The sequence below is a fragment of the Bacteroidota bacterium genome (genome assembly GCA_016715425.1).
Lineage (GTDB): Bacteria > Bacteroidota > Bacteroidia > Chitinophagales > BACL12 > JADKAC01.
On sequence record JADKAC010000005.1, the window covers coordinates 738,903 to 763,045 of the forward strand.

Consider the following 24,143-nt stretch of genomic DNA (forward strand, 5'->3'; position numbering starts at 1 on the left):
TGCATTTTTATGATCTGATATGCGATGTTTTAATTGCAGACTACCTTATTTTTCTTCCACGCAAACGTAATGAATTTCCAATCACCATTACATCTGAAAATGCCATTGAAATTGCTGCAACCATTGGATTAAGTAATCCAACAGCAGCAATGGGTATTGCAAGTACGTTATAAAAGAATGCCCAAAAAAGATTTTGCTTAATTGTGGAATATGTCATCTTGCCGAGTTTGTGCGCAATGGCAAGATATTCCAGGTTATTGCTGAGCAAAATTATCTGCGCACTGTTCATGGCAATATCTGTTGCATTACTCATAGAAACGCCGGTTTGCGCTAATGAAAGGGCAGGAGAGTCATTAATTCCATCACCTACCATAGTAACATTATTATCTAATGAGTATTCTCTGATTTTTTTTAATTTATCCTCGGGAGTTTGTCGTGCGTAATAAGTATCAATTCCTAATTCTTTAGAAATTGCCACACATTTTTCTTCAGTGTCTCCACTTAGTAAAACAGTTTTTATTCCTGCATTTTTAAAATAATCAATCGTTGATTTTACACCAGCTTTTAATTCATCTTCTATATCAAGACCGGCAATTAATTGATCATTCACAGTAATATATAAATCATGAATGTGGAGAGAATCTGCTTTTAAAATATTCGAAGAACCAATGTTGTAATTTCTGTTTTGGTCATCTGTTCCGTATATTCCTACACCTTTTTTTTCCGTAATATTTTTTAATTCAATTGTTTCTCCTTCAGCACTAAAAGCAGTTAATGATTTTGCAATAGGATGTGATGAATGATTTTCTAATGCATGAATAATTCCAAGTACCTGTAGTTTATTATAGTTACTGTAGAGTTGAAAGTTTTTAATGGTGAATTTTCCATTTGTCAATGTTCCTGTTTTATCAAAAACCACCATAGTTGTTTTAGCGAAATTTTCTAAAGTGGTACTGCCTTTTAAAAGAATTCCGTTTTTTGCTGCCCTGCCTAAACCAACCATCACGGCCGTAGGAGTTGCTAGTCCCATAGCACATGGGCAAGCAATTACAAGTACTGCGATACTTCTTAAAATTGAATCATATAAAGAAATATGTATTGCAAAATAGGAAACGCAAAACGTAAGAATAGCAATAGCTAAAACTACTGGAACAAAAACAGCACTTATTCTATCTGCTAATTTTTGAATATTAGGTTTTTGCACTTGCGCCATTTTTACAAGCTCTACTATTTTACTGAGAGTAGTATCTTTTAATTCGGATGTAACTTTTACTTTGACTGTGCCATGCACTAAAATAGTACCCCCTATAACTATATCATCTATTTTTTTATCAACAGGAATACTCTCACCGGTTATCATACTTTCATCAATACTTGCTTCACCCCAGATAATAATTCCATCTAATGGAATTTTATCTCCAGTATTTACAAGAACAATTGTATCCGGTTTTATTTCCTGAATAGGTATTTCAAATATTTTTTCTTTAGCATCTTGTAAATCGTAAACTACTTGCTTTGCTTTTTGTGGTTGTATTTCTGTAAGCTCTTTTATTGCAGTAGTAGTTTTTGCAACAGAGCGCTTTTCTATATAATTGCCTACTAACACTAAAGTGATAATAGTAGCAGCAGTTTCGTAAAATAAATAATCCATACCCAGATTAAAAAGGGTACCTGTTAGGCTGTATATAAATGCAGCAGTACTTCCCACAAAAATTAATACATCCATGTTTGCAATTCCGGTACGTAGCGAACCTAGTCCGCTTTTACCAAAATGAATTACCCCAATAAAATACACCGGAATACATAAAGCAAGTTGAACATAATGATTATGTAAAAATGCAATCGGAAGAAACATGGATAAAAATAATGGCAATGTAAAAACAGCGGAGATTAAGAGTTTTATTTCTAAAGAATTTAACTTAATTTTTTTCTCGCTTTCCTGAATTTTATTTTCTTTTTTTTCACCAATTACATGATATCCTAATTTCTCAATTCCGGAAATAATAGAATTCATATCTAATTGCACAGGTGCTTGAGTAAATTGTACTTCATTAGTAGCAAAATTTACGTAGACATTATGCAGTCCTTTATTTTCTAAAAATTTTGTAATACCCAGAGCACAATTGGAACACGTCATTCCTTCTACCTCTAACTCAATCAAATTATTGTTTGTATTATTCATTTATTATAAAATTATGAAATATTTAAAGCTTTAGTCTTGAACATTTAATAAGCTGCAATGGTTTTTATCTTTATTAGTTTTAAGCAAACTTAAAAATATATCACATTGGAAAATTTAAAATCAAGCAGAAGAGACTTCATTAGGAAATCTGCACTTTCAGCAATTGGATTAGCCTTAATTAATAAGGACATTTTTGCAAACTCCCGAATTTCTACATTTGAAGATTCGGATTTTTCTTTAAATATGGCTGATGCCTTTACACAGAAAGCTTTGCCTTATGGTTTTGGTGATCTTGAACCTTACATTGATAAAATGACGATGGAGATTCATTACACAAAACATCATGCAGGATATGTAAAGAACTTGAATGAAGCTGTAGCGGCAACTCCGGAATTGCAAGGGAAAACACTGGATGATATTGTAATGAATATTAAAAAGGTACCTGAAGATGTACGCACCAAAGTGCGCAACAATGCAGGTGGACATTGGAATCACTCATTTTTTTGGGAGACGCTAACACCCGCTTCTTCAAAAACAACAACTAATGATGATTTGCGTGCTGCATTGATGAGTAAGTACAATGATATGGATACTTTCAAAACTGAATTTAATAAAGCAGCTACAGGAGTTTTTGGATCAGGATGGGCTTGGTTAGTAAAAGATGCCAAAGGAAATCTGGATATAATTGGAACACCAAATCAGGATAATCCGCTTATGGATATAAGTGAGAAACAAGGTAAGCCTTTACTTGGTGTTGATGTTTGGGAACATGCGTACTATTTAAAATATCAAAATAGACGTGCTGATTATTTATCTGCCTATTGGAATATAATAAATTGGGATACTGTTTCTCAAAGATTTGCAAAATAAATAAAGTCATTTTGTTCTGCCATCTATTTTATAAATTTGCCGATTGAATAAACGGTGGCCGTAGCTCAGTAGGTAGAGCACCAGATTGTGGTTCTGGTGGTCGTGGGTTCGAAACCCATCGGTCACCCACCTCTTTACCCGGAAAATTATTTTACCGGGCTTTTTTTTACAGATTCTTTTATTTACTCATTTATTTTTTTATAGATTAGTGAATGCAAAAATTCCTTCCCATATTTCCATTATCCATGGTTGCCTATCCCGGTGAAGAATTGAAGTTGCACATTTTTGAACCTCGGTATAAGCAATTAATTAGAGAATGCATTCAGGAAGAAAAATCATTTGGAATTCCGGTAATTAATAAAAATGAAATTTTGGATTACGGTACTGAAATGATTGTAAACGGAATCAGTAAGGAATATCTAAATGGCGAAGTGGATATTGTGATTACTGGCTTGCAAGCATTTCGGATTTTAGATATAGTACAGGTGATTCCTGATAAATTATATAGCGGTGCTGTTGTAAGCGTAATTAATAATGTACTTGATATTCACAGTAATATAAATAATGAATTTGATCAACTTACGGATGAGTTATTTCAAATGTTGGAGATACAAAATAAATTGGTTGAAAAGGGAATTATATCTCAATCTTTTAAAATGGCACATTATGTTGGATTTAATATTCTTGAAGAATTTGAATTATTAAAACATAGCAGGGAATCAGTTAGAAAAAAAATTATAATACAACATATAAAAAATATATTGCCGGGTTTAAGACAAGCGGCGGCAATTAGAAAGAGAGCAAAAATGAACGGACAATTTCATATTTTAAATCCACCGGACTTCCTCTAAAAAAAATAGCCCCCCATAATTGGGAGGGCTATCAAATTAATTGATTCTAAGTTTATTTATTCGAAGCGAGTGAGCTAGGATAAACCATTTTGGAATTTCCTGCATAATCCCACACTTTCACTGAAACTATTTCTGGTGTAATTCTTAAATATTTCGTGCTTTGACTCAAATATCCTGAACCGTTATAGAGCTCCATTTTTTGTGTTTTACCATTTTTCATTTGAATCTCAGCCATAGCATCCATTGGTGTGAAAGCTAACATCTTCACATTATTTTTAGTAAGTGAAAACGCTTCCAACGGACCGTTGGAATTTGCTAATAAATAAAGAGGTTGTTTATTAGCTCCCATAATTACTGCCATTCCTTTGGCATCACCGTCATTTCTCAATCCGCTCTGATAGCTTCTTACAGGAGCAAATGTTCCATCTCCTTTACCTAAAAGCATAACACCTGTTCCTGAATCATGTCTTGTAATTTCAATATCCGTATTATAGAAATTACCATGCGTTAATATATCAGGAATACCATCTTCATTGAAATCATCTACCACCATGCCGAATATTACAGATGTTTGAGTTTCATTTGGTAAATATGCCATTTTGAATTTTCCTTCACCTTGATTTATTAATACACAAGAGTGGAAATTATAGGTTTGTTTGTGTATGGCATTCCCCAGTGGACCATCTCCAAAAATTTGTGATAATGTAGCCTTACCATAAGAATCCCAGTTGGGATATTGTGTACTGATTCCTGGTAATTGTTCAATTAATCTTTCCCTAGGCTTTACAGGATATAGACTATCTTTTTGATAATATGCGAGTATTAGATCTTGAGTGCCATTACCATCAAAATCATTAAGATATCCTTCTAAAGGTAAGTTACTTCCATCCTTCAATGATTTAGAATTTTTATAACGGCGGTTAGTTCCAAAATTTCCAACAATATAATCTATATCGCCATCTAAATCTACATCTGAACCAATGATACTTTGATACCAACCATCAGTGTTTTTAAGTCCTGAATTTTGGGTGTCGTTCACAAATTTTCCACCTGCATTTTTGAAAAAGTTCACCGGCATCCAATCGCCTGTCAACACCAAATCAAGTGACCCGTCATTATTATAATCTGACCAAAGTGCAGAAGAAATCATTCCTACATTTTTTAATTCAGGAGCTAGTTCACTTGTAACATCTACAAACTTCCCATTATCATTTCTCAAAATATAACTGGAAGCTGATGCTAAGTAATTGCCGGGTACTTGTCTGCCACCAACAAATAGATCAAGATCACCATCTTTATCAAAATCAGCAGCAATAACTACTGAACTGCTTTCTTTAATATCGGGTATAGCTTGAATGTTTCTTGTAAAGTTTCCTTTGCCATCATTCATGTAAAGTCTGTCAAGATAATTTGCCTCTCCTTTTGCATATTCATTACTTCCCGAGCTTACATATAAATCCATATCACCATCATTATCTGCATCAAAAAATAATGCACCACCATCTTCCATTTTTAAATCATCTGGATTGGTTTGTTGGAAATTTGATTTTTTAAATTTGCCATTGCTTGCTTGTGTATAAATAGCACCCGATGTATTAACAGTACCACCAATATAGAAATCTTCCAGACCGTCACCATTCACATCTGCCACTGCTACTCCAGGTCCTAATACACTCATTTTATGGGGAAGCAAAAATTCACGTAAGAAATCATCGTAATTATTATCTTTCGATTGAAAATCGATTGCTAATTGTTTAGTTGAATTAACAAATGTCGGTTCTACAACATTATGTTTTTCAAATTTCACATCCTTTGATGCATCTGCATAATTCAATTTTATATTTTGATTTACATTCACATCTTTTAAAATTTGCTTAGATCCATCCAGCCATTCTACTTCTACTAAATCTACTTTATCTACTTTGCCGAGTCCAAAATGACAATCCTCTTGTAAACTCGTGATATATCCACGATTACTTGTATGCTGCACATATTGCATTTCATTTCCATAATAGATTTTTACTTTGGTACCTAAGCCCTCGGTGTTTGCTTTATATCCCTGGAAAGAAAAGCTCAGATAATTATTAGCACTGCTATCCTTTTCTGAATTGTTGCGGCAGATCCATGGAGTTTCATTTACGTTACTCACGATAATATCAAGATCTCCATCATTATCTAAATCTGCATAACCTGCACCGTAAGAAATTGATGGGAAATAAATACCCCAATCATCTCTTGTATCCTGAAATGTAAGATCACCATTATTTCTGAAAATAAAGTTTGGATGACTCAATACATAGAGTGGTAAATTTTCACGCACCTTATAAAATACGGTACTGTCTTTAAGGCGTACAGCACTTCTTACTTTAGTATATGTTTCTGATTCATCTACATGGAAATCCCGTAAGAAACCATTGGAGATATATAAATCTTTATAACCATCATTATCAAAATCGGCAAATAATGTTGACCAACTCCAATCAGTTGTGGATACACCGGAAGTATGTGAAATTTCACCAAAGGTTCCGTCACCATTATTTAATTGTAATGAGTTAGAACGATTTTGATAGCCATAACCTGCATTAATAAGTATGCGCATAGATTCAATTTGACTTGACAACATGAACGTTTTGTAAGTGTAATTATCTTCCATATCCATGTCGGCCACAATAATATCCTGGAAGCCATCATTATTCATGTCAGCAATATCAGAACCCATTGAGTTTATACTGGTTTTCTTTAGGTTGGTCAAAGATTCATCACGGAATGTTCCATCACCATTGTTCATATATAAGAAATCATACATCGCATAATCATTGGTAACGAAAATATCCAGATAGCCATCATCATTTAAATCGGCTACAGAACCACTAAGTCCATATCCATGATTATTTATACCAACTTCAAGATGGCATTCTACAAATTTGCCATTATCATTTCTATAAAAATGATCGCTGAGATTAACACCAGTTTCTATTTTTTGAAAATACTTTGTTTTGTTCTTATCAATAAAATCAACAGGGTGAGTTACTAAGTACATATCTAAATCACCATCGTTATCATAGTCAAAGAAGTTTGCATGCGTAGAATAGGTGTTATCATCCAAGCCAAATTCTTTGGCTTTTTCTACAAAGGTCATATCGCCATTATTAATCCAAAGACGGTTTCTTCTTTTCTCCGGATCATCCCAACGTGAGTTACAGATATAAATATCCAAATCATCATCACCATCAATGTCAACCATTGTAGAGCCGTAGGTAAATTCCCAACTTTCTGTTACGATACCACATTTATCGGTAACATCTTCAAATTGAAGATTTCCTTTATTGAGATATAATTTGTTTGGAACAAGGTTACCGGTAAAAAATAAGTCTTGTAATCCATCATTATTTACATCACCGATAGAAATTCCTCCACCATTATAGATGTAAGAATATCTCCACCAATTCACTGCATAATTTTCAGTAAGATCATTAACAAAATCAATTCCCGTAGATTTTCCGGTAAGGATATCAAACTTTTTACCTGAGTTACCATCTAAGGTAACTTCCCGGGATTTTTCTATAATTACTGAACCACGTGTATCTGTTGCACTAGTACCAACCTGATTACACGAGGAACCTCCCGCAATAATAATTGCGAGAGATACATATGTTGCGAATTTAAAATTCAATGTTATACGTTTCAATTTAAAATTATTTAGCGGTTAATAAACCTTTGTTATTAAATACATTTCTTTGAGTGCCTTTGTTATCGAATATTGTAATTGCCTGCATATCATCAGTAACCACAATTATTTTACTGCTTTGAGAAAGATATCCCGCACCACTATAAAATTCCATGCGACGAACACCGCCATTTTTTAAAGCAATTTCAGCGTATCTGTCATTTGCATTTAATTTAATTACCTGATTAGCAGGTGTAAAATTAAATGCTTGAACTGCTCCACTACTGTTGGTTGTAATTAATGCAGGTTTATTTGATTTACCTGTTGTAATTACAGATAATGCTTTAGTATTTCCTGTAGAAAGGAAACCGCTAAATCTTGCAGGCATTGATGTAAATGTTCCATCGCCATTGCCAAGCATAATATTGCCAATACTTGCATCCTGAATATTTGTTTCTATTTCCATCTCATACCAATTACCATGACTTATAAAGTCGAGGTTACCATCATTATTAATATCCATTGGTACTATTCCGAAGACAGATGAAATTTGTAATTCATTATTAAGTGGATGTATTGAAAATTTTCCGTTACCTAAGTTTTGGATATAACTGCTTTGGAATGTATTTGCCTTAAAGCGATACTTTGATTCTTCCATACGTTTTTTACCAAAAAAGTCCCAAATTTCTGCACGACCATAACTATCCCAGTTAGGGAATATTTCTGCAATTTGAGGCATTTGTTCTATCATCCTTTCACGAGTTTTTATTGGATATAATTTATCGCCTTGATAATAACCCATGATGATATCGTAAATACCATTATTGTCATAATCATCATAGAATAATTCGATTGGTTTATTTTTAGGTTTGTAACGACAGTTTAAACCGAAGTTACCGGCCAGATAATCTATATCACCATCATTGTCAAAATCACCTGCAGCTAAGCTGTTCCACCAACCAGTAGTTTGGTCAAGGCCAGCATTGGCGGTAATATTTGCGAACTTGCCTTTTTGATTTTGAAATACGGTGATAGGCATCCATTCACCATTGATTATTAAATCTAAATTACCGTCGTTATCAAAGTCAGTCCACAATGCAGCAGACACTAAACCCGGAGAAACTAAGTCAGGTGCAATGCTTCCTGTAACATCACTGAATTTACCGCCATCATTTTTAAGAATATAACTTCTTGCAGCAACAGGATAGTTACCTGGAATCACTCTTCCACCAACGAAAATATCCATGTCGCCATCATTATCATAATCGCCGGCTATTGCTACGGAGCTACTTGTAATCATAGAAGGTAAAGCATCTTTTTGCCAGGTGAAACTGCCATTATTATTAATGTATAATCTATCTTGTAAGTGTACATCATCTTTGGGGAAATCACTTCCACCACTTACAACATATAAATCTAAATCGCCGTCACCATCGACATCAATAAAAAGTGCAGCCATATCTTCTGAAACTTTATCTTCTCCGGCTGCTGAATATGCGTTGCTCTGACTAAATGTTCCATCCATGTTTTGAGTATAAAGCACACCGCTTGCATTTTTCGCACCACCAAAGAATAGATCATCAAGACCATCACCATTAATATCACCTGAAGCAATTCCGGGACCCATATTACTTAATTCGTGAGGGATCATAAATTCTCTGTCGAAATCATCGAATGCATTTTTCTCATAATTGTAATTGATATTCAAATTATTAGATGCCGATGCAAAGAATAAGTTGGTAGAGGGGGCTTCTGATTTAGGAGCTATTATTGCATCTTTAATATCAAAAGTTAATACCTGATTTACTGGAACATTGGTCATAACATTTTCTTTTCCATTCAACCATAATACAACTACTTTATCAACTGTTTCTGCATTATTTACTCCGAAATGAGCAACTGGTTCTGAACTAGACATATAGCCTTTTACCATTTCCATTTGAATAAATTGTGTTTGATCTTTCACAGTTACATAAACTTTAGCACCTAACCCATAAGGGTTTGCTTTTTCACCTTTAAGAGCAACACGTAAATAATTGTTAGTGCTTCTTTTTTCAGAATTGTTACGAATTACAAATGCGGGGTAGTTTGCGTTATTACAAACAATATCTACATCACCGTCGTTATCCAAATCCGCATAAGCTGCCCCATAAGTCATTGAAGGATGGTATAAACCCCAATCTTCACGCACATCATCAAATGAAAGATCACCATTGTTTTTAAACATAGCATTGGGGAACATCAATACAGAATTTTCAGGCAATTGTGCTCTCAGATTATAATAATCTGTAGAATCAGAAAGACGATTAGCACGAACTAGTTTTATATAAGTTTCCATAACATCCATATGGCTATCTTTTAGAAAGCCATTGGATACATATAAATCTTTAAAACCATCATTATCAAAATCTACAAACAAGGGCGACCAACTCCATCCAGTAGTACTTACTCCAGCAAAGTTTGCGATTTCACTAAATTTTCCTTCTCCATTATTTAATTGAAGAGCATTTCTACCATATTGTTGTAAATAACCAGCATTAACTAAAGTCCTTAAAAATGTTTGCTTATTGGATTGCATAAATGTTTTTGAGCCATAGTTACCTTCAATAGCCATATCTACTGTCATCATATCTAACAAACCATCATTATTAATATCGGCTACATCTGTGCCCATTCCATAATAAGAAGTTTTATATAATAACTCCTTAGACATTTCTTTAAATGTTCCATCTTTTTGATTGATGTAAGTATAATCATGCATGATATAATCATTACCTACAAATAAATCCTGCCAGCCATCATTATTTATATCACCTGCAGTTACAGATAAGCCGAATCCATGATTATTTATTCCAGATTCTATATGGGATTCAACATATTTACTATTACCCATGTTGCGATAAAAACGGTCACTAGTATTTGTGCCTTCTTCAATTTTCTGAAAATTCTTTTGTTTGTTTTTATCTTTAAAATCAGTAGGGTGGGTTACGATATATAAATCGAGATCTCCATCATTATCCGCATCAAAAAAGTTGGCTTGAGTTGAAAAGCTATCATCATCAATTCCATATTCTTTTGCTCTTTCAGTATAGGTCATATCGCCATTATTTACCCAAAGCAGGTTTCTTCTTTTATCCGCTTCGTCATAGCGTGCACGACACACATAGATATCCATAAATCCATCTTCATTGATGTCAACAAAAGCAACACCGGTGCTCCATCCGGGTAGGGTATTAATATTTGATTTATCAGAGACGTCTTCAAATTGAAGATTTCCTTTATTTAGGAATAATTTATCCTTCACCACATTTCCTGTAAAGAAAATATCCATTAGGCCGTCATTATTTAAATCGCAAATTCCAACACCTGCTCCGTTATAAGAATAGCCATAACGGTAATAGTTTAATTCATATGTTTCTTTTACTTCATTATTAAATGCAACTCCGGTAGAAGCACCGGTTAGGATATCAAACATTTTTCCAGTTTCAGTATCCAGAGGTTCAATCTTATTTTGATCAATGTTCTCTGTAAATTTCCAATCATTTAATTTATCCTTGCTGTTTTTATTTGAAGAACAGCTAAATAAAATAAACGAAATAAGGGTTGCCAATACAATCGGTGCCAATTTCATGCTTTCTTTTTTATGTTAATTACAAAGGTACTCACATGCTTAAAAACACCTTTCACCAACTCTGTAAATATTTTGTTAATTGATTAAATATTTATAAACTTTAGTTAATTGTCAACAGCTAATTTCCTTTACTTTTGCGGGCAGAATAAAATTTATTCAACAAGACATTAAAAAATGCAAAAAATGAAAATTAAACACTATCTATTTCTTGTTATTGCGGGTTTAATCGTTGCCAATTCAGGATGTAAAAAATCCACAGATGTTGATGCAGTTAATCCTTATTATAACTCCGTGTCAACACCCAGCAGCGAGCTTTCAGGCGAGTTTCTGATTGATTGGTGGAAGCAATTATTTTCTTTTGTTCAAAGCGAAAGAATAGGGCCTCCTGATGCTTCCCGCATGTTCGCCTATATTTCTACTGCTATTTATGAAGCTCAGCTTCCGGGAAATCCTGATTATCTAACACTTGCAGGTCAATTGAATGGTTTGAAGGAATTACCAAGACCTGATAAAGATGAAGTATATGATTGGACTGCAGTAACTAATGAAGCTATTTATTATGTGCAGGATGAAATGCTCGCAAGGTTCTTACCTGCTGGTGTTTCTTCTATTAATGAATTGCATTCAAAACAGATTGAAGAGTGTTCTAAAGTTTCACCACCCGATGTTATTGAAAGATCTTTAAAATATGGTCATGAGCTTGCCGATGCAATTATTGCATGGAGTGAAACTGATAATTATGAGCAAACGAGATATATGCAATATAAGTCTCCATCCAGAGAAGGACACTCTGATTACTGGGAGCCAACTGATTTTAACGGGGTGGCTGCTGAACCTTTTTGGGGAACAGTTAGGCCTTTTGCAATTAAAGAAGCGAAGCAGTGCGATTCTAATATGAAGTTCGCTTGGTCTATGGATTCTTCTGCTAATATGTATAAAGAAGTTTTGCAGGTGTATACAGTGGATAAAAATCTTACAGAAGACCAAAGAATTACAGCTCAATTTTGGTCTGACGACCAGGGTGAATCCTCAGGTCCTCCAGGCCATTGGTTAACTATAGTTGGAAATTTTGTGAGTACAGAGAATATGAGCTTGAGTCAAGCAGCAGAAATTTATGCTTTAACTTCAATATCTATGGCCGACGCTTGTGTTGCAGTATGGTTTACAAAGTTTCGTGTGAATCTGGTAAGACCAAAAACGATGATTAATGAGTATTTTGAAAAAGGATGGGAACCCTACGTGGAAACACCATCTTTCCCTGGATATACTTCCGGACATTCCGGATTTTCAGGTGCTGCAGCTACAGTTTTAACCTCATTGATTGGGGATAATAAATCTTTTATTGATAGTTCTCACATGGATGTGGGTCTGCTACCACGCACAATGAAATCCTTCAACGAGGCTGCAGAAGAAGCTGCATTTTCACGCATGTATGGAGGCATCCATTATACTTGTGAAATTCTAGATGGACTTGAACAAGGTAAATGTGCTGCAAATGAAATTTTAAATAATGTGATAATCAATGCAAAAAGACAAGATGTTACCGGTAAAAAGAAAGATACCGAAATGTCAAAATCTGAGGATGAAGAATCTGCAATGTAAAAAAACCTAAAAGCTTAATAGAATGAAAAATATAATTAAAACAATACTATTCGTGGCCTTCATTGGAATTGCTTCGGCTTCTCAGTCGCAGGTTGTAATGAAAGAATTTCTTAATCAGAATCATGAAGGCATGATTGCTAATTCTAAAAATAATAATGGGAAAGCGCTTTATTATAAATTAGAATATAAGAGTACAGATGGAGCTAGAATTTATTATACATTAAATTTTTATAAGGATGCAAGTATGAAATCTCTTTATATAAGTTTCCCTGTATTAATGCGAAATCTTACCTGGACTTATTATCTGGATGTTAGTATGGAAAAAGAGGGAGTTACCAAAGTATTTGCAATGATCTTCAAAAAGGATTTGCGTTGGGCTCGTGTTAAATTTTCTCCACATGCAGATTGTTCCTACCTTAATCCTACAATTTGGACTAGATATGAACAAGTGGATGATTATGAGAAATTACTTAACAACACGTTTACTCAAATGGATAAAAACGTGATTTTAGATTGTTATTTAAAATAAACAATTAATAAATTTTAATTAACCCTGCATCTTTTGATGCGGGGTTTTTTTTTGCCTCTTTCTTTCTTCTAACTTTACACAGTGTCATATACAATTATAGCAACAACATTTAAAGGTCTGGAACAAATATTAGCAGATGAATTATTTCAGTTAGGGGCCACTGATGTACAAGTAATAAACAGAGCAGTTTCATTTACCGGTGATGATTCTTTATTATATGCAAGTAATATTCATCTTAGAACTGCATTGAGAATTTTAAAACCGATTTTGCATTTTGATTTTAATGATGATAAAAGTTATTACGAAAACATTTATGCATTTCCCTGGGAAAATTATTTTAATGTAGAACAGACTTTTGCAATTGATTTTGTTGTCTATTCCGAAATGTTCAGAAACACACAATTTGCTGCATTACGAATGAAGGATGCAATAGTTGATAGGTTCAGAGATGTAATTAAAAGCAGACCTTCTATTGATATAAAATCTCCACAAATAAAATTCAATTTGCACATCAATGAAAATCATGTAAATATTTCATTGGATAGTTCTGGTGAACCATTATTTAAAAGAGGTTATCGCAATTCACAACATGAAGCACCATTAAATGAAGTATTAGCAGCGGGTATGATATTGATAAGTGGTTGGGATAAACGCACTGGTTTTTTTGATCCGATGTGTGGAACTGGCACCTTACCAATTGAAGCAGCATTAATTGCTTATAACATTGCACCGGGATTAATTCGTAAAGAATACGCATTTAAAAACTGGCCAGACTATAACCGCATTTTATACAGACAATTGTTATTGGATGCAAATGCAGCAATTCAAACAACGAAAGTTTTTATAGATGGATCTGACTTAGAGAAGAAATATATTATGGCTGCTCGTGAAAATGCGATGCATGCATTAGTGGATGATAAAATTAATTTTTTTATTAAGCCATTTGATATTTGCGATCCTCCACCATCCAGCTCTATGATTATAATGAATCCTCCCTATGGACAAAGAATTGGTGCTTCCGGAATTACAGATTTTTATAACATGATTGGAAATACAATGAAATCAAAATATGCCGGTAAAATAATTTGGTTGCTTACTTCTAATGTGGAAGCAATGAAGTCAATTGGTTTGAAACCATCTGTGAAATTACCTCTATATAATGGAGCACTGGAATGTCGTTTTCTTAAGTTTGAAATGTACAGCGGGTCAAAAAAAGCAATAAAAAATTGAAGTTGTAAAACATCTAATTGTTTTCAATTATGGTCATCTTAACTATAGATGTTAATTTATAAATCAAACTATCAGGAATTCTTCTATACCACTTACTTAGTTTTATACAGAATATTTTTACTTAGAATCAACTAATGACTGAGGCAAAAAACGGCAACGGTAAATCATTATACATTGCAATGATAATTGTGTTGTTAGCACTGAATGCATGGTTGTTTTATAATGCACAACAAAATAAAAAAACTACACTTCAATATCAGCATCAAATACATGAAGTAGATAGTTTGAATAAAGATTTAGAAATAGATTTTAATAATCTGATAATTGAACTGAATACTAAAAAAGGAGAATCTCTTGAAAAAGATTCATTGATAAAGTTATTAAAAAACGATTTACAACTAAAACGTAATCGTATTAATTCACTTATAAATGCAAGTGCTGCTAATTATGAACCTGCAAGCAATAAACAATTAATAGAAGCAAAACAACAAATTGCAAAATTGGAATCAGATGTGAATTTTTATAAAACTAAAGTGGATGAATACACAGATTTATATAATGCATTGTTGAAAGATTTTAATCAATTAAAAAGTGAATATGAATTACTTGTTGCAAATCATGAAATGCTAAAGACAGAGCGAGATTCTATTTTAATTATCGGCAGTATAATTATGGCAACGGATATTAAAGTGATACCTATGCAGGAAAAAAAATCGGGCGATAAAGAAATGGATAAAGCAAAAAAAATAACTCAACTGAAAATTGATTTTGATTTAGTACCCAATATGTTGTCAGCAGGAAGAAATCAGATTTTTTTCTTTAAGCTCACTGATCCCAATAATGTAATCATGAAATCATCGGATGCTATGGGGGGGGATTTTTCAGCTATGGTGAGCGTTGATTATAACGGTCAACATAAGGAAACACATACCGTATATTGGGAGCAGAACTCTACATTTTTACCGGGCACCTATCACATAGAAATGTTTCATAATGGATTTGAAGTGGGTGATAACACCTTTGAATTAAAATAGTATTTGCATTTAAAAAAAATAATTGCAAAAAATTATAGAACTTTGATTTTTAATGCAAAGCAGAGTAATTCTCGACAACCAGAAGTTTGCTCTTACCATCGAGAGGCTTTGTCATCAATTGATAGAGAACCACCAGGATTTTAATAATACTTGCATCATCGGTCTTCAGCCTCGTGGGATATTTTTATCGCAACGCATTCTCCAAACATTAACTCATTTATTGCCTGATACACAAATCCAATATGGTGTATTGGATACTACATTTTACAGAGATGATTTCCGCCATCAGGAAAAACCTTTAATTCCAAATCAAACGCATCTTGATTTTTCAATTGAGAATAAAGAAATCGTTTTAATTGATGATGTGTTTTATACAGGTCGTACTATTCGTGCTGGTTTAGATGCGTTATTGGATTATGGTCGCCCTGCAAAGATTGAATTGTTAGTGTTGATTGATCGCAGATTAAGCAGACATGTTCCTATCAGTCCGGATTATGTAGGTAAAACAGTCGATTCGGTTACTTCAGAAAAAGTGAGAGTAGAATGGAAGGAAAATGGTGGTAAAGATGAGGTATGGATTGTTCCATTTAAAATTGTAAAATGAGCAGCTTAAGTGTAAAACATTTGATAGCTATAAAAGATCTGCAAGCAGATGATTTACAATTGATAATTAAAACCGCTGATAATTTTAAAGAAGTACTGAATAGACCTATTAAAAAAGTACCATCACTCAGAGATATTACCATTGCCAATATTTTTTTTGAAAATAGCACTCGTACAAGAATATCTTTTGAACTTGCTGAAAAAAGATTATCAGCCGATATCATAAATTTTTCTGCCTCTGCATCCAGTGTAAAAAAGGGTGAGTCGCTTTTAGATACAGTGAATAATATTCTTGCCATGAAAGTGGATATGGTAGTGATGCGACATCAAAGTCCGGGGGCTCCTGTTTTTCTTAGCAGACATATTGATGCAAATATTATTAATGCGGGTGATGGCACACACGAACATCCTACACAAGCATTGTTAGATGTTTTTTCGATTAGAGAACAGCTTGGAAAAAGAAATGGTAAAGTACCTTCAGATTTTAAAGGATTGAAGGTTGCAATTATCGGCGACATCATGCATAGCCGGGTTGCACTGAGTAATATTTATGCATTAAAAAAATTAGGTGCAGAAGTTACAGTATGCGGTCCGCCAACATTAATTCCTGCATTTATAGAATCGTTAGGAGTGCAAGTAACTTACAATGTAAAAGAAGCATTGCAATGGTGTGATGTAGCAAATGTATTGCGCATTCAATTAGAAAGACAAGACATAAAGTTTTTCCCTAGCTTACGTGAATATGCATTGTATTTTGGTATCAATCGCAAACTGTTAGAATCAATAAATAAGGAAATAATTATTATGCATCCCGGCCCGATAAATAGGGGAGTGGAGATTACAAGTGATGTGGCTGATTCCGGTCAATCTATTATTCTTCAACAAGTAGAAAATGGAGTTGCTGTACGCATGGCAGTGTTATATTTACTTGCAGGAAGAATTGAAATGAATTAAATAAATTCTACATCTCTGCTGAAATTATATTTCATCAGATAAGACATACCTGCTTCAATACTTAAATTTTCGAAAATGCCTTTGTGTAATGATGTTATTATCGGGCAATTGATAGAATAATAATTTGCAAGACCATGCGCAATATTTAATGTATTTACTCCTTCTGCAGTTTCTTCCATACTCTCTACTATTTGTTCAATTCTTTCTCCTTTTGCAAGACGATAACCTACAGTAAAATTTCTACTGGTTGGTGATGTGCAAGTAGCAATAATATCTCCAATACCTGCTAAACCTAAAAATGATTTTACTTCAGCGCCCATTGCTTTGGTTAGTGTAATTATTTCAGCTAATCCTTTTGTAATTAATAAGGCTCTTGCATTTTCACCAAGCTCTAATCCACTTACTACACCGCTGCCAATTGCTAATATATTTTTTAAAACTCCAGCCAGTTCCACACCAAAAATATCCTGACTTCCATACACCTGAAACCTTTCGCTTTTTAATGCAGCTTGACCTTTTAAAATCACTTCATCAAATCGGCTTGCTAAAACTGTAGCTGCCGGTAATCCTTTCGCCATTTCTTTTGAAAGATTAGGACCAGCCAAACATCCTATACGAACCACTACACTTTCTTTAGCTATCAATTGACTCATTGTTAGCACATGTTCTTTAGCAATAATTCCTTTTTCCTGTAAGCTCTTTTTTCCTTTACCTTTTAATGCTAATCCTTTTGTGCCATGTATTAAAATATGATCCGGTTTTAAATACGGTGCAATGCTTTGAATCATCTCTTTAAAATTTTGCGAAGGCACCACAGGAAATATGAGTTTGCATTTTTCTGCAACTAATGCAAGATCATCTACAGGAATAATATTATCATGTAAAATTTGATTAGAACTGATTTTTTTCAATCGCATTTCTTCTACTTGTTCTGCTTTGCGCACATACAAATACACGGTTCTATTTGGAGCAAGCAGATTTGCTACAACTGTACCGAAACTACCGGCACCAATTACACCTACTGTTTTCTTATCCGACATGATTTTCTAATCCGTAGCCAACAAGATGATTGTGATAAAAGAGTAGCAGTTTCATATCTGTACATTTTATTTCACCACTTTTTTTATCAATTAATAAAGGACGTACTGTATGATATATACCCAGAGTTTTTATTCCATAGTTCATTACTTGCAAAGGCGGTCCATGTGAAATTGGTCCCAAACGAATCTTTCCTTTCTTTTCAAGCTTCAAAATTTCCTGTTGCAATAAAGTAACTGAATGCAGCAAATCAGCCTGTGGTATTCTTCTGAATTCTTCAGGCATTCGAAGTACAGAATATAAGTCGCTGTTTTGATGTTTATTTTGCAAATAATGAAATGCTGCAAAGGCAACAATATGCCCTGCCATTGCCACATTATTTTTACGAAATGCATCCAGAATTTTTTCACTTAACATGCGTGCATATTCTGAATCTCTTTGTGTATCATTGGAAAGTACACCATCACTTTTAAAGTAATCGGTGATATCAATTTTTCTTCCGGTATTATCCATGCTTTCACCATCCTCATTTACTTCATTGCCAAAAATATCCATACACTTTCCGAAGGCAATTGTAAAGTCGGCACTTGCCGTAAAAAACTTCGCAAGTAATTTTAAAATCTTATAAGAAGATGAATATTTATCTGCCTGAATAAAGTATCTTTCTTTACCAACGTTGCGCAAATGTTCATCAATTAATTCCGGTGCTTCTAAAACAAAACTATAATTAAGAGTAACTGGAGCAACAAATATTTTTTTGTAATCACCACCATTTGCTTGCAACACATTTAATCGTTGTGCTTCTAATGCAGTACCTAATAATCCAAGTTTTAAATTGGATTCTAATTCACCACTTCGTGAACGTGTGCCACCAGGAAAAAATAAACTGTGTCCATCCTTGCTGATTACATTCGTGCTATATTGTTTTAATGCTTCCAGATAAATTGAATTTTTTTTGCGTCGGTCTAATTTATACGCACCTAAACGTTTCATAAAAAATGCAAGCAATTTCACACTGAATAGATTTAATCCTGCACCATATAAAAATGGAGGAAGACCACTTGCACTAATTGCCCAACCAACTGTAATGCTATCAATATTACTTACATGTGTTGGTACCATTATTATGGTTCCTTTTTTTGCAAGTGTGCGCACTTGTTCTGTTTCGCCTACCAGATTAATGCGTTTTAATAATCCTTTCTCATTTCCGAATAAGCGAATAAATTCTTTGCTGCGGGTACTGTTTAATAAACGATTAAAAACAAATGGAACTAAGCGTTGTGCAAACCGATAAGTTCTGATATCGAAATGTCCGGAAATTTCTTCTGCATAGCGATAAATTATTTCACGAAGTAATGCAGCTTCATCGTCAATATTTTTATTGTTTTGCTGATCTGCTTTTACTAATTTGGATTTAATGGAATTCCAAAACTCTGTATCATCTTTTGGATCTGTACTCCAAACTCTACCACTAATTCTTGCCTTTTCTAAATACACTGCTTTGGCAAGTACTTCCTGCAAATCAGATTCTGTCGGATGTTTTTTTATAATTGCCTGCAATGTGGATTCTACCACTTCATCAATTATTTTTTTTCTTGCTCTACTAATCTTTACTATGGGCCATTCATTATAATCTGGTTCTATATCGGGGAATATTTTACTTGTATTTTTTTGTTCTTCCTTCATACTTCCGACAAATATACCGTTTGAAGGAACTTTGAGCTAAGTAATTTCATTGTAGTTTTACAAATTATATTTTGGGGCTGACAGGAATTGACAGCATCGTTCATTGACAAGTAAGCATGCCGAGTGTTGTGTATTTAGCTCGTTAAACTCAACGCACAAAACAATTTTTATCTGGCGAGTATAACTACGCCTTGGCTGCCTAATTCAAGGAATTAGATGGCCTTTGTCCTTTATGGTGTCCGCCTGGTCACATTGTAAATGGGCATAACTAAACCGGGCTGGTGTTGCAGAGTTCTGATGCAGCATAAGAAAAAAGAACTAAGGGAATATCAAGGGTTTGTTAAGGCGCCCGGTATTTCACGAAAATAAAGAATTAGCTAAGCATGGAGAAAGCTTGTAAATGCCTTGTCTGGACGTGGGTTCAAATCCCACCAGCTCCACTTTATTGTAAGCAACTTTCCGGTTGCTTTTTTTTTAAACTATAGATTTATTTTCGATGTGATGTATGTCACTCTCCTAAATCAGGATATTTATTTATTTTGTAATCAAACATGGAAGAATTAAAAAGAAAAAGTTTTACGGAGTTAATTAATAGTGATAAACCTGTGTTAGTAGATTTTTCTGCTGAATGGTGTGGCCCATGTAAAATGATGCCTCCAATTCTAAAAGAATTATCTGGTAAAATGGGTAACGCAATTCAGATTATAAAAATTGATGTTGACAAAAATCCTGCTGTATCCAATACATATCAAATACAGGGAGTGCCAACATTAATATTATTTAAAAACGGAGAAATAAAGTGGAGAAAAAGTGGCGTGATGCCAGCCAATGTAATTGAGCAGGAAATCAGCCAATATATACTCTGATAAGTATTTTTGTTTTCATAGTATGGGGAATCCCCCGCATGTGAATTTTTTAATTTGCAGCGGGGGTTTTTGTTCTCACAGAGAGTTCCCTTCGAAAAGTTTTTTTAAATATATGGTTTAGAGAGGCGGGTAACTCTGTGAGAACAAAAAGTTAGTAAATTCCTTCTTGTTATGTACCCAGCAGGTTACTCAAAACAAAGCCGAACAGAAGTCAAATGCGGGAACCTGCTGGGAAGGGAAAAATAAATTTGCATTGAATTAGTTTCTGCAATATCTTTATTATCGGAATAAATAGCCAGATTCTTTAAGAGAATATCCAGTTGGCCCATGAAGAAGACCTGAGCAGGCATGCAATAAAACAAAATGCATATTCACTTAGCAAAATTTTGATCGAAACAGATTAAACTACGGCAAGAGGACTCAGGCAGCACAATTCCATTTAACAAATTATTGTATTCCTAAATCATTACCCATGATACAAGGATTAAATGAGAGTTTACATTCGATAGAAGTAATTCTACATTGGCCAAATCGAGTTCTACATTGGTCAGATTGCTTTCTACATAACCAAACTCGGGTTCTACATAACCCAAAATGCCTTCTACATAACCCAAACCGTGTTCTACATAGCCCAAATCGTGTTCTACATAGCCCAAACCGTGTTCTACATAGCCCAAACCGTGTTCTACATAGCCCAAACCGTGTTCTACATAGCCCAAATCGTGTTCTACATAGCCCAAATCGTGTTCTACATAGCCCAAATCGTGTTCTACCTAACCCAAACTGTGTTCTACATAACCCAAACTGTGTTCTACACAGCCAAGATTGCAGAAAAAGTGTTTTAGAAGGCTTTAAAGAAGGAAAAAACTGACAAAATGTACAAAAATCACTTAAAAAGAGAATATTAATAATGAATTTTTTAATTAACAATTTAAACCAAAAAGCATCATGGACAAAAGACAGGAATCAGTAAGAAGCATGTACATAGCTGTACGAGATTACTTAGTAACCAATACAGCTATTTGGACAGCAAGTACAGGTATGACAAACGGTGTAGCTACCTTGACAACATACATTGATACTATTGACACGTATAGTCAAGGGCAACAGGCAGACACAAAGGGTATAACAAATACCAAAGGTGAAAAGAGAGATTCACTTGTAAGCAATATTTTGTCTGTGGCAGGGGCATTAGTTTCTTATGGTAAATCTACTGCAAACAGCACATTAATAGGGCAAGCAAAGGTTACCAAAAGCCAATTGGATGGTATGGCCGATACTATTTTATCTGATAAGGCATTGACAATTCGTAATTTGGGTAATACAAATATTGCTGGATTGGCGGATTTTAATATTTTACCCGCAGATATTACAGCACTTCAAGCGGCAAGAGTGGCATTTAATGCAGATATTCAAAAACCTAAAAACGTGATAGGCACTAAAAAAGCGAGTACAACTGCACTGAAAGATCAATTTGATGGGGCTAATCTACATTTAGAATTGTCACTGGATCAGTTAATACGGACTTACAATGCAACCGAACATGATTTTGTGTTAGGTTATTTTAATAACAGAACGATATTTAATATAGGTAGTGAAAAAGTAGCAGTACGCTTTATTGTGGATGATAGTGTTGATCATTTGCCATTGGGATTGGTGAAGATTTTGGTTACTCCGGGAGATATTCAAAAGAAAACAACGGAGAAAGGGAATGCGCAAATTAAAACGTTGGCTGATGGTACATACAATGTTGAGTTTAGCAGACCGGGTTTTGTAACACAAAATGCTACTTTTTACATAACTTTTGGGGCGACTACAAATGTGGTGGCAAGCATGGTGGCGGTGTGAGAGAATTGAGAATTAAGAATTAGGAATTAAGAATGTAGAATTAGGAATTAGGAATTGAGGAGAATTAAGAATTAGGAATGTAGAATTAGGAATGTAGAATTAGGAATTGAAAAAAGGGCGGGCAGGGATGTTCGCTCTTTTATTATGGGATAGGGCTTCACCTTATGGTAATGGATGCCGCCCTTTTAGGGCTGGGGGGGGTGGGTAAATGGATATAGTACTGAAATTGGTTTAGGCCGAGTTCTTTTCAAGTGACTCGGCTGGGAGAGAAAATATTATTGCTGCAAGTTTTTACGACGCAGGGGGTTGTGTATTATTTATTTTTATGGAGACAAGCCCCCTGCGAGAACTAAAGCGATGGCGATGGCATAAGGAGATGGCAGAGGGCGATGGGCAAAGGCAAAGGCGATGGCGAAAAAAAGCGATGGCGATGAAGGGCATGGGGCATAGGGCTGGAGATTGGACATACGGCTTCACCCTATGGTAATGGATGCAGCCCTTTCAGGGCTGGGGGTGGAAATGGCGGACGGATGAATTGGGATTGGGGGTAGGACGCAGCTATAATTAGCGAGGGTTTGTGGATTATATATTAATTGGAGATTCTATATTTTAACTAAAATTTAACTACCTTCAATTAAATTCAATTTTATGAAAAGTTTTTTACTTCCTTTTATTCTCCTTTTTACACATCAAATATTGCATGCCCAGACCTACACCATACCCGGTGCAACCGAGCAACCTGCATGGGTTTTTCCATTATGGTTTGAAGATGGGACTGGTGCAAAGGATACGCTGTATTTAGGTTATGACTCTGAAGGGCAAGATTATGGATATCCTCAAAGTGATACTGTTTTCGCAGAATACTTTAATTTAATAGATACGACAAAATTTAATGTTTATTGGTCTTCCATTTATTTTGATAGCCTAATTTTAAAAAATATAATATGGCAGCATTTAGAGTTCTATACTTATATAAGTTTTTACAAAGCAGAATATCCAATTAAAATTAGTTGGGATAATAATTTATTTTATAGTGAAGCATTGCCTTATCCTTTCAACGAAGATTTACCAAGAGCTTGGGGTTTGTTTTATTGCCATGATAACAGCCCTGAATATCCAAATTGTTTCCCACTTGGAGAATTACCATTATTATTTACCGATACCATTATAGGTCCTCCATATTTATTTGAAATTTGGCGGAAAGATTCTATGATATTCAATGGTCCTGATAATACTTATTTGCTTGACTATGCAGATTTTGCTGTTTTCCCCTATAATAGTTTTGATGGCACTGCAATTGAAGAACAGGATATTACTTCAATAACAGTAGGCCCAAATCCATTTATTAATGAGATTCAAATCAAATCCTTTGATCAATTAGAAAATTTAACTATTTATTCTATTACAGGTCAACAGATTTTTTTTAAGAATGATATCAAAGGAAATAGTATCCAATTATATCTTGGCTTTCTACCACGGGGTCAAATATATTTTTTAAAAGTAAATACCAGTAATTCAACTTATCCTATTAAATTAATTAAAAACTAAACCG

At 34.2% G+C, this 24,143-nt stretch carries 17 protein-coding genes, 1 tRNA gene and 1 other RNA gene; 13 read left to right on the forward strand and 6 right to left on the reverse strand.

Annotated elements, in window-relative coordinates; genetic code table 11:
• Window positions 1-40: 40 nt before the first annotated feature.
• Window positions 41-2,182, reverse strand: coding sequence for a cadmium-translocating P-type ATPase (cadA, locus tag IPN31_08940; GenBank protein MBK8682014.1), 2,142 nt, complete (start codon window positions 2,180-2,182; stop codon window positions 41-43).
• Between the two features lie 243 nt (window positions 2,183-2,425).
• On the opposite strand from cadA, the gene IPN31_08945 reads away from it, so the two are divergent.
• The 3 genes from IPN31_08945 to IPN31_08955 all read left to right on the forward strand — a co-directional run bounded on the left by IPN31_08945 (window position 2,426) and on the right by IPN31_08955 (window position 3,903).
• Window positions 2,426-3,052, forward strand: a complete 627-nt coding sequence (locus IPN31_08945; GenBank protein ID MBK8682015.1) for a superoxide dismutase — start codon at window positions 2,426-2,428, stop codon at window positions 3,050-3,052.
• Between the two features lie 54 nt (window positions 3,053-3,106).
• Window positions 3,107-3,179 (forward strand) — tRNA-His (locus IPN31_08950).
• Window positions 3,180-3,264: 85 nt separating this feature from the next.
• On the forward strand, window positions 3,265-3,903 hold the full coding sequence (locus IPN31_08955) for an LON peptidase substrate-binding domain-containing protein (GenBank protein MBK8682016.1): 639 nt from the start codon (window positions 3,265-3,267) through the stop codon (window positions 3,901-3,903).
• A gap of 52 nt (window positions 3,904-3,955) precedes the next feature.
• Here IPN31_08955 and IPN31_08960 read toward each other — a convergent pair whose 3' ends face one another.
• Window positions 3,956-7,591, reverse strand: a complete 3,636-nt coding sequence (locus IPN31_08960; protein MBK8682017.1) for a VCBS repeat-containing protein — start codon at window positions 7,589-7,591, stop codon at window positions 3,956-3,958.
• A 7-nt stretch (window positions 7,592-7,598) separates the two neighbouring features.
• A complete protein-coding gene (locus tag IPN31_08965; protein MBK8682018.1) occupies window positions 7,599-11,201 on the reverse strand; it encodes a VCBS repeat-containing protein in 3,603 nt (1,200 codons plus the stop codon).
• Window positions 11,202-11,384: 183 nt separating this feature from the next.
• Here IPN31_08965 and IPN31_08970 point away from each other — a divergent pair, with 183 nt between their 5' ends.
• The 6 genes from IPN31_08970 (at window position 11,385) to IPN31_08995 (ending at window position 17,153) form a co-directional block, all read left to right on the forward strand.
• A complete protein-coding gene (locus tag IPN31_08970; GenBank protein MBK8682019.1) occupies window positions 11,385-12,803 on the forward strand; it encodes a vanadium-dependent haloperoxidase in 1,419 nt (472 codons plus the stop codon).
• Window positions 12,804-12,825: 22 nt separating this feature from the next.
• On the forward strand, window positions 12,826-13,332 hold the full coding sequence (locus tag IPN31_08975) for a hypothetical protein (GenBank protein ID MBK8682020.1): 507 nt from the start codon (window positions 12,826-12,828) through the stop codon (window positions 13,330-13,332).
• Between the two features lie 81 nt (window positions 13,333-13,413).
• Window positions 13,414-14,562: an RNA methyltransferase gene (locus IPN31_08980; GenBank protein ID MBK8682021.1), complete on the forward strand. Its 1,149-nt coding sequence runs from the start codon at window positions 13,414-13,416 to the stop codon at window positions 14,560-14,562.
• Between the two features lie 134 nt (window positions 14,563-14,696).
• Window positions 14,697-15,596: a hypothetical protein gene (locus IPN31_08985; GenBank protein MBK8682022.1), complete on the forward strand. Its 900-nt coding sequence runs from the start codon at window positions 14,697-14,699 to the stop codon at window positions 15,594-15,596.
• Between the two features lie 52 nt (window positions 15,597-15,648).
• Complete coding sequence (pyrR, locus tag IPN31_08990; protein MBK8682023.1) at window positions 15,649-16,200, forward strand: bifunctional pyr operon transcriptional regulator/uracil phosphoribosyltransferase PyrR; 552 nt, start codon at window positions 15,649-15,651, stop codon at window positions 16,198-16,200.
• The gene (locus IPN31_08995) at window positions 16,197-17,153 is read left to right on the forward strand and encodes an aspartate carbamoyltransferase catalytic subunit (GenBank protein ID MBK8682024.1); all 957 of its coding nucleotides are present in this window, start codon (window positions 16,197-16,199) and stop codon (window positions 17,151-17,153) included. Before pyrR ends, IPN31_08995 begins: the two co-directional genes overlap by 4 nt.
• Here IPN31_08995 and IPN31_09000 read toward each other — a convergent pair.
• Both IPN31_09000 and IPN31_09005 read right to left on the reverse strand, forming a co-directional pair.
• Window positions 17,150-18,193, reverse strand: a complete 1,044-nt coding sequence (locus tag IPN31_09000) for an NAD(P)-dependent glycerol-3-phosphate dehydrogenase (protein ID MBK8682025.1) — start codon at window positions 18,191-18,193, stop codon at window positions 17,150-17,152. The two genes, IPN31_08995 and IPN31_09000, sit on opposite strands and share 4 nt — an antisense overlap.
• The gene (locus IPN31_09005) at window positions 18,183-19,877 is read right to left on the reverse strand and encodes a 1-acyl-sn-glycerol-3-phosphate acyltransferase (GenBank protein ID MBK8682026.1); all 1,695 of its coding nucleotides are present in this window, start codon (window positions 19,875-19,877) and stop codon (window positions 18,183-18,185) included. Before IPN31_09005 ends, IPN31_09000 begins: the two co-directional genes overlap by 11 nt.
• Before the next feature lie 73 nt (window positions 19,878-19,950).
• On the opposite strand from IPN31_09005, the gene ssrA reads away from it, so the two are divergent.
• Window positions 19,951-20,320, forward strand: a transfer-messenger RNA (tmRNA) gene (ssrA, locus tag IPN31_09010).
• A 108-nt stretch (window positions 20,321-20,428) separates the two neighbouring features.
• Window positions 20,429-20,743, forward strand: a complete 315-nt coding sequence (gene trxA / locus IPN31_09015; GenBank protein ID MBK8682027.1) for a thioredoxin — start codon at window positions 20,429-20,431, stop codon at window positions 20,741-20,743.
• Window positions 20,744-21,201: 458 nt separating this feature from the next.
• On the opposite strand, the gene IPN31_09020 is transcribed toward trxA, so the two are convergent.
• Window positions 21,202-21,504: a hypothetical protein gene (locus tag IPN31_09020; protein ID MBK8682028.1), complete on the reverse strand. Its 303-nt coding sequence runs from the start codon at window positions 21,502-21,504 to the stop codon at window positions 21,202-21,204.
• Window positions 21,505-21,691: 187 nt separating this feature from the next.
• On the opposite strand from IPN31_09020, the gene IPN31_09025 reads away from it, so the two are divergent.
• Together IPN31_09025 and IPN31_09030 are read left to right on the forward strand one after the other, a co-directional pair.
• Complete coding sequence (locus IPN31_09025) at window positions 21,692-22,591, forward strand: hypothetical protein (GenBank protein MBK8682029.1); 900 nt, start codon at window positions 21,692-21,694, stop codon at window positions 22,589-22,591.
• A 648-nt stretch (window positions 22,592-23,239) separates the two neighbouring features.
• Window positions 23,240-24,139, forward strand: coding sequence for a T9SS type A sorting domain-containing protein (locus tag IPN31_09030; protein MBK8682030.1), 900 nt, complete (start codon window positions 23,240-23,242; stop codon window positions 24,137-24,139).
• Window positions 24,140-24,143 lie beyond the last annotated feature (4 nt).

Bases quoted from the DNA above. Each gene is read 5' to 3' on its own strand.
- IPN31_08955 (MBK8682016.1), top strand. From the start codon at position 3,265: ATGCAAAAATTCCTTCCCATATTTCCATTATCCATGGTTGCCTATCCC.
- trxA (MBK8682027.1), top strand. From the start codon at position 20,429: ATGGAAGAATTAAAAAGAAAAAGTTTTACGGAGTTAATTAATAGTGAT.
- IPN31_09030 (MBK8682030.1), top strand. From the start codon at position 23,240: ATGAAAAGTTTTTTACTTCCTTTTATTCTCCTTTTTACACATCAAATA.
- IPN31_08985 (MBK8682022.1), top strand. From the start codon at position 14,697: ATGACTGAGGCAAAAAACGGCAACGGTAAATCATTATACATTGCAATG.
- IPN31_08965 (MBK8682018.1), bottom strand. From the start codon at position 11,201: ATGAAATTGGCACCGATTGTATTGGCAACCCTTATTTCGTTTATTTTA.
- pyrR (MBK8682023.1), top strand. From the start codon at position 15,649: ATGCAAAGCAGAGTAATTCTCGACAACCAGAAGTTTGCTCTTACCATC.
- IPN31_08995 (MBK8682024.1), top strand. From the start codon at position 16,197: ATGAGCAGCTTAAGTGTAAAACATTTGATAGCTATAAAAGATCTGCAA.
- cadA (MBK8682014.1), bottom strand. From the start codon at position 2,182: ATGAATAATACAAACAATAATTTGATTGAGTTAGAGGTAGAAGGAATG.
- IPN31_09025 (MBK8682029.1), top strand. From the start codon at position 21,692: ATGGACAAAAGACAGGAATCAGTAAGAAGCATGTACATAGCTGTACGA.
- IPN31_09000 (MBK8682025.1), bottom strand. From the start codon at position 18,193: ATGTCGGATAAGAAAACAGTAGGTGTAATTGGTGCCGGTAGTTTCGGT.
- IPN31_08975 (MBK8682020.1), top strand. From the start codon at position 12,826: ATGAAAAATATAATTAAAACAATACTATTCGTGGCCTTCATTGGAATT.
- IPN31_09005 (MBK8682026.1), bottom strand. From the start codon at position 19,877: ATGAAGGAAGAACAAAAAAATACAAGTAAAATATTCCCCGATATAGAA.
- IPN31_08970 (MBK8682019.1), top strand. From the start codon at position 11,385: ATGAAAATTAAACACTATCTATTTCTTGTTATTGCGGGTTTAATCGTT.
- IPN31_08945 (MBK8682015.1), top strand. From the start codon at position 2,426: ATGGCTGATGCCTTTACACAGAAAGCTTTGCCTTATGGTTTTGGTGAT.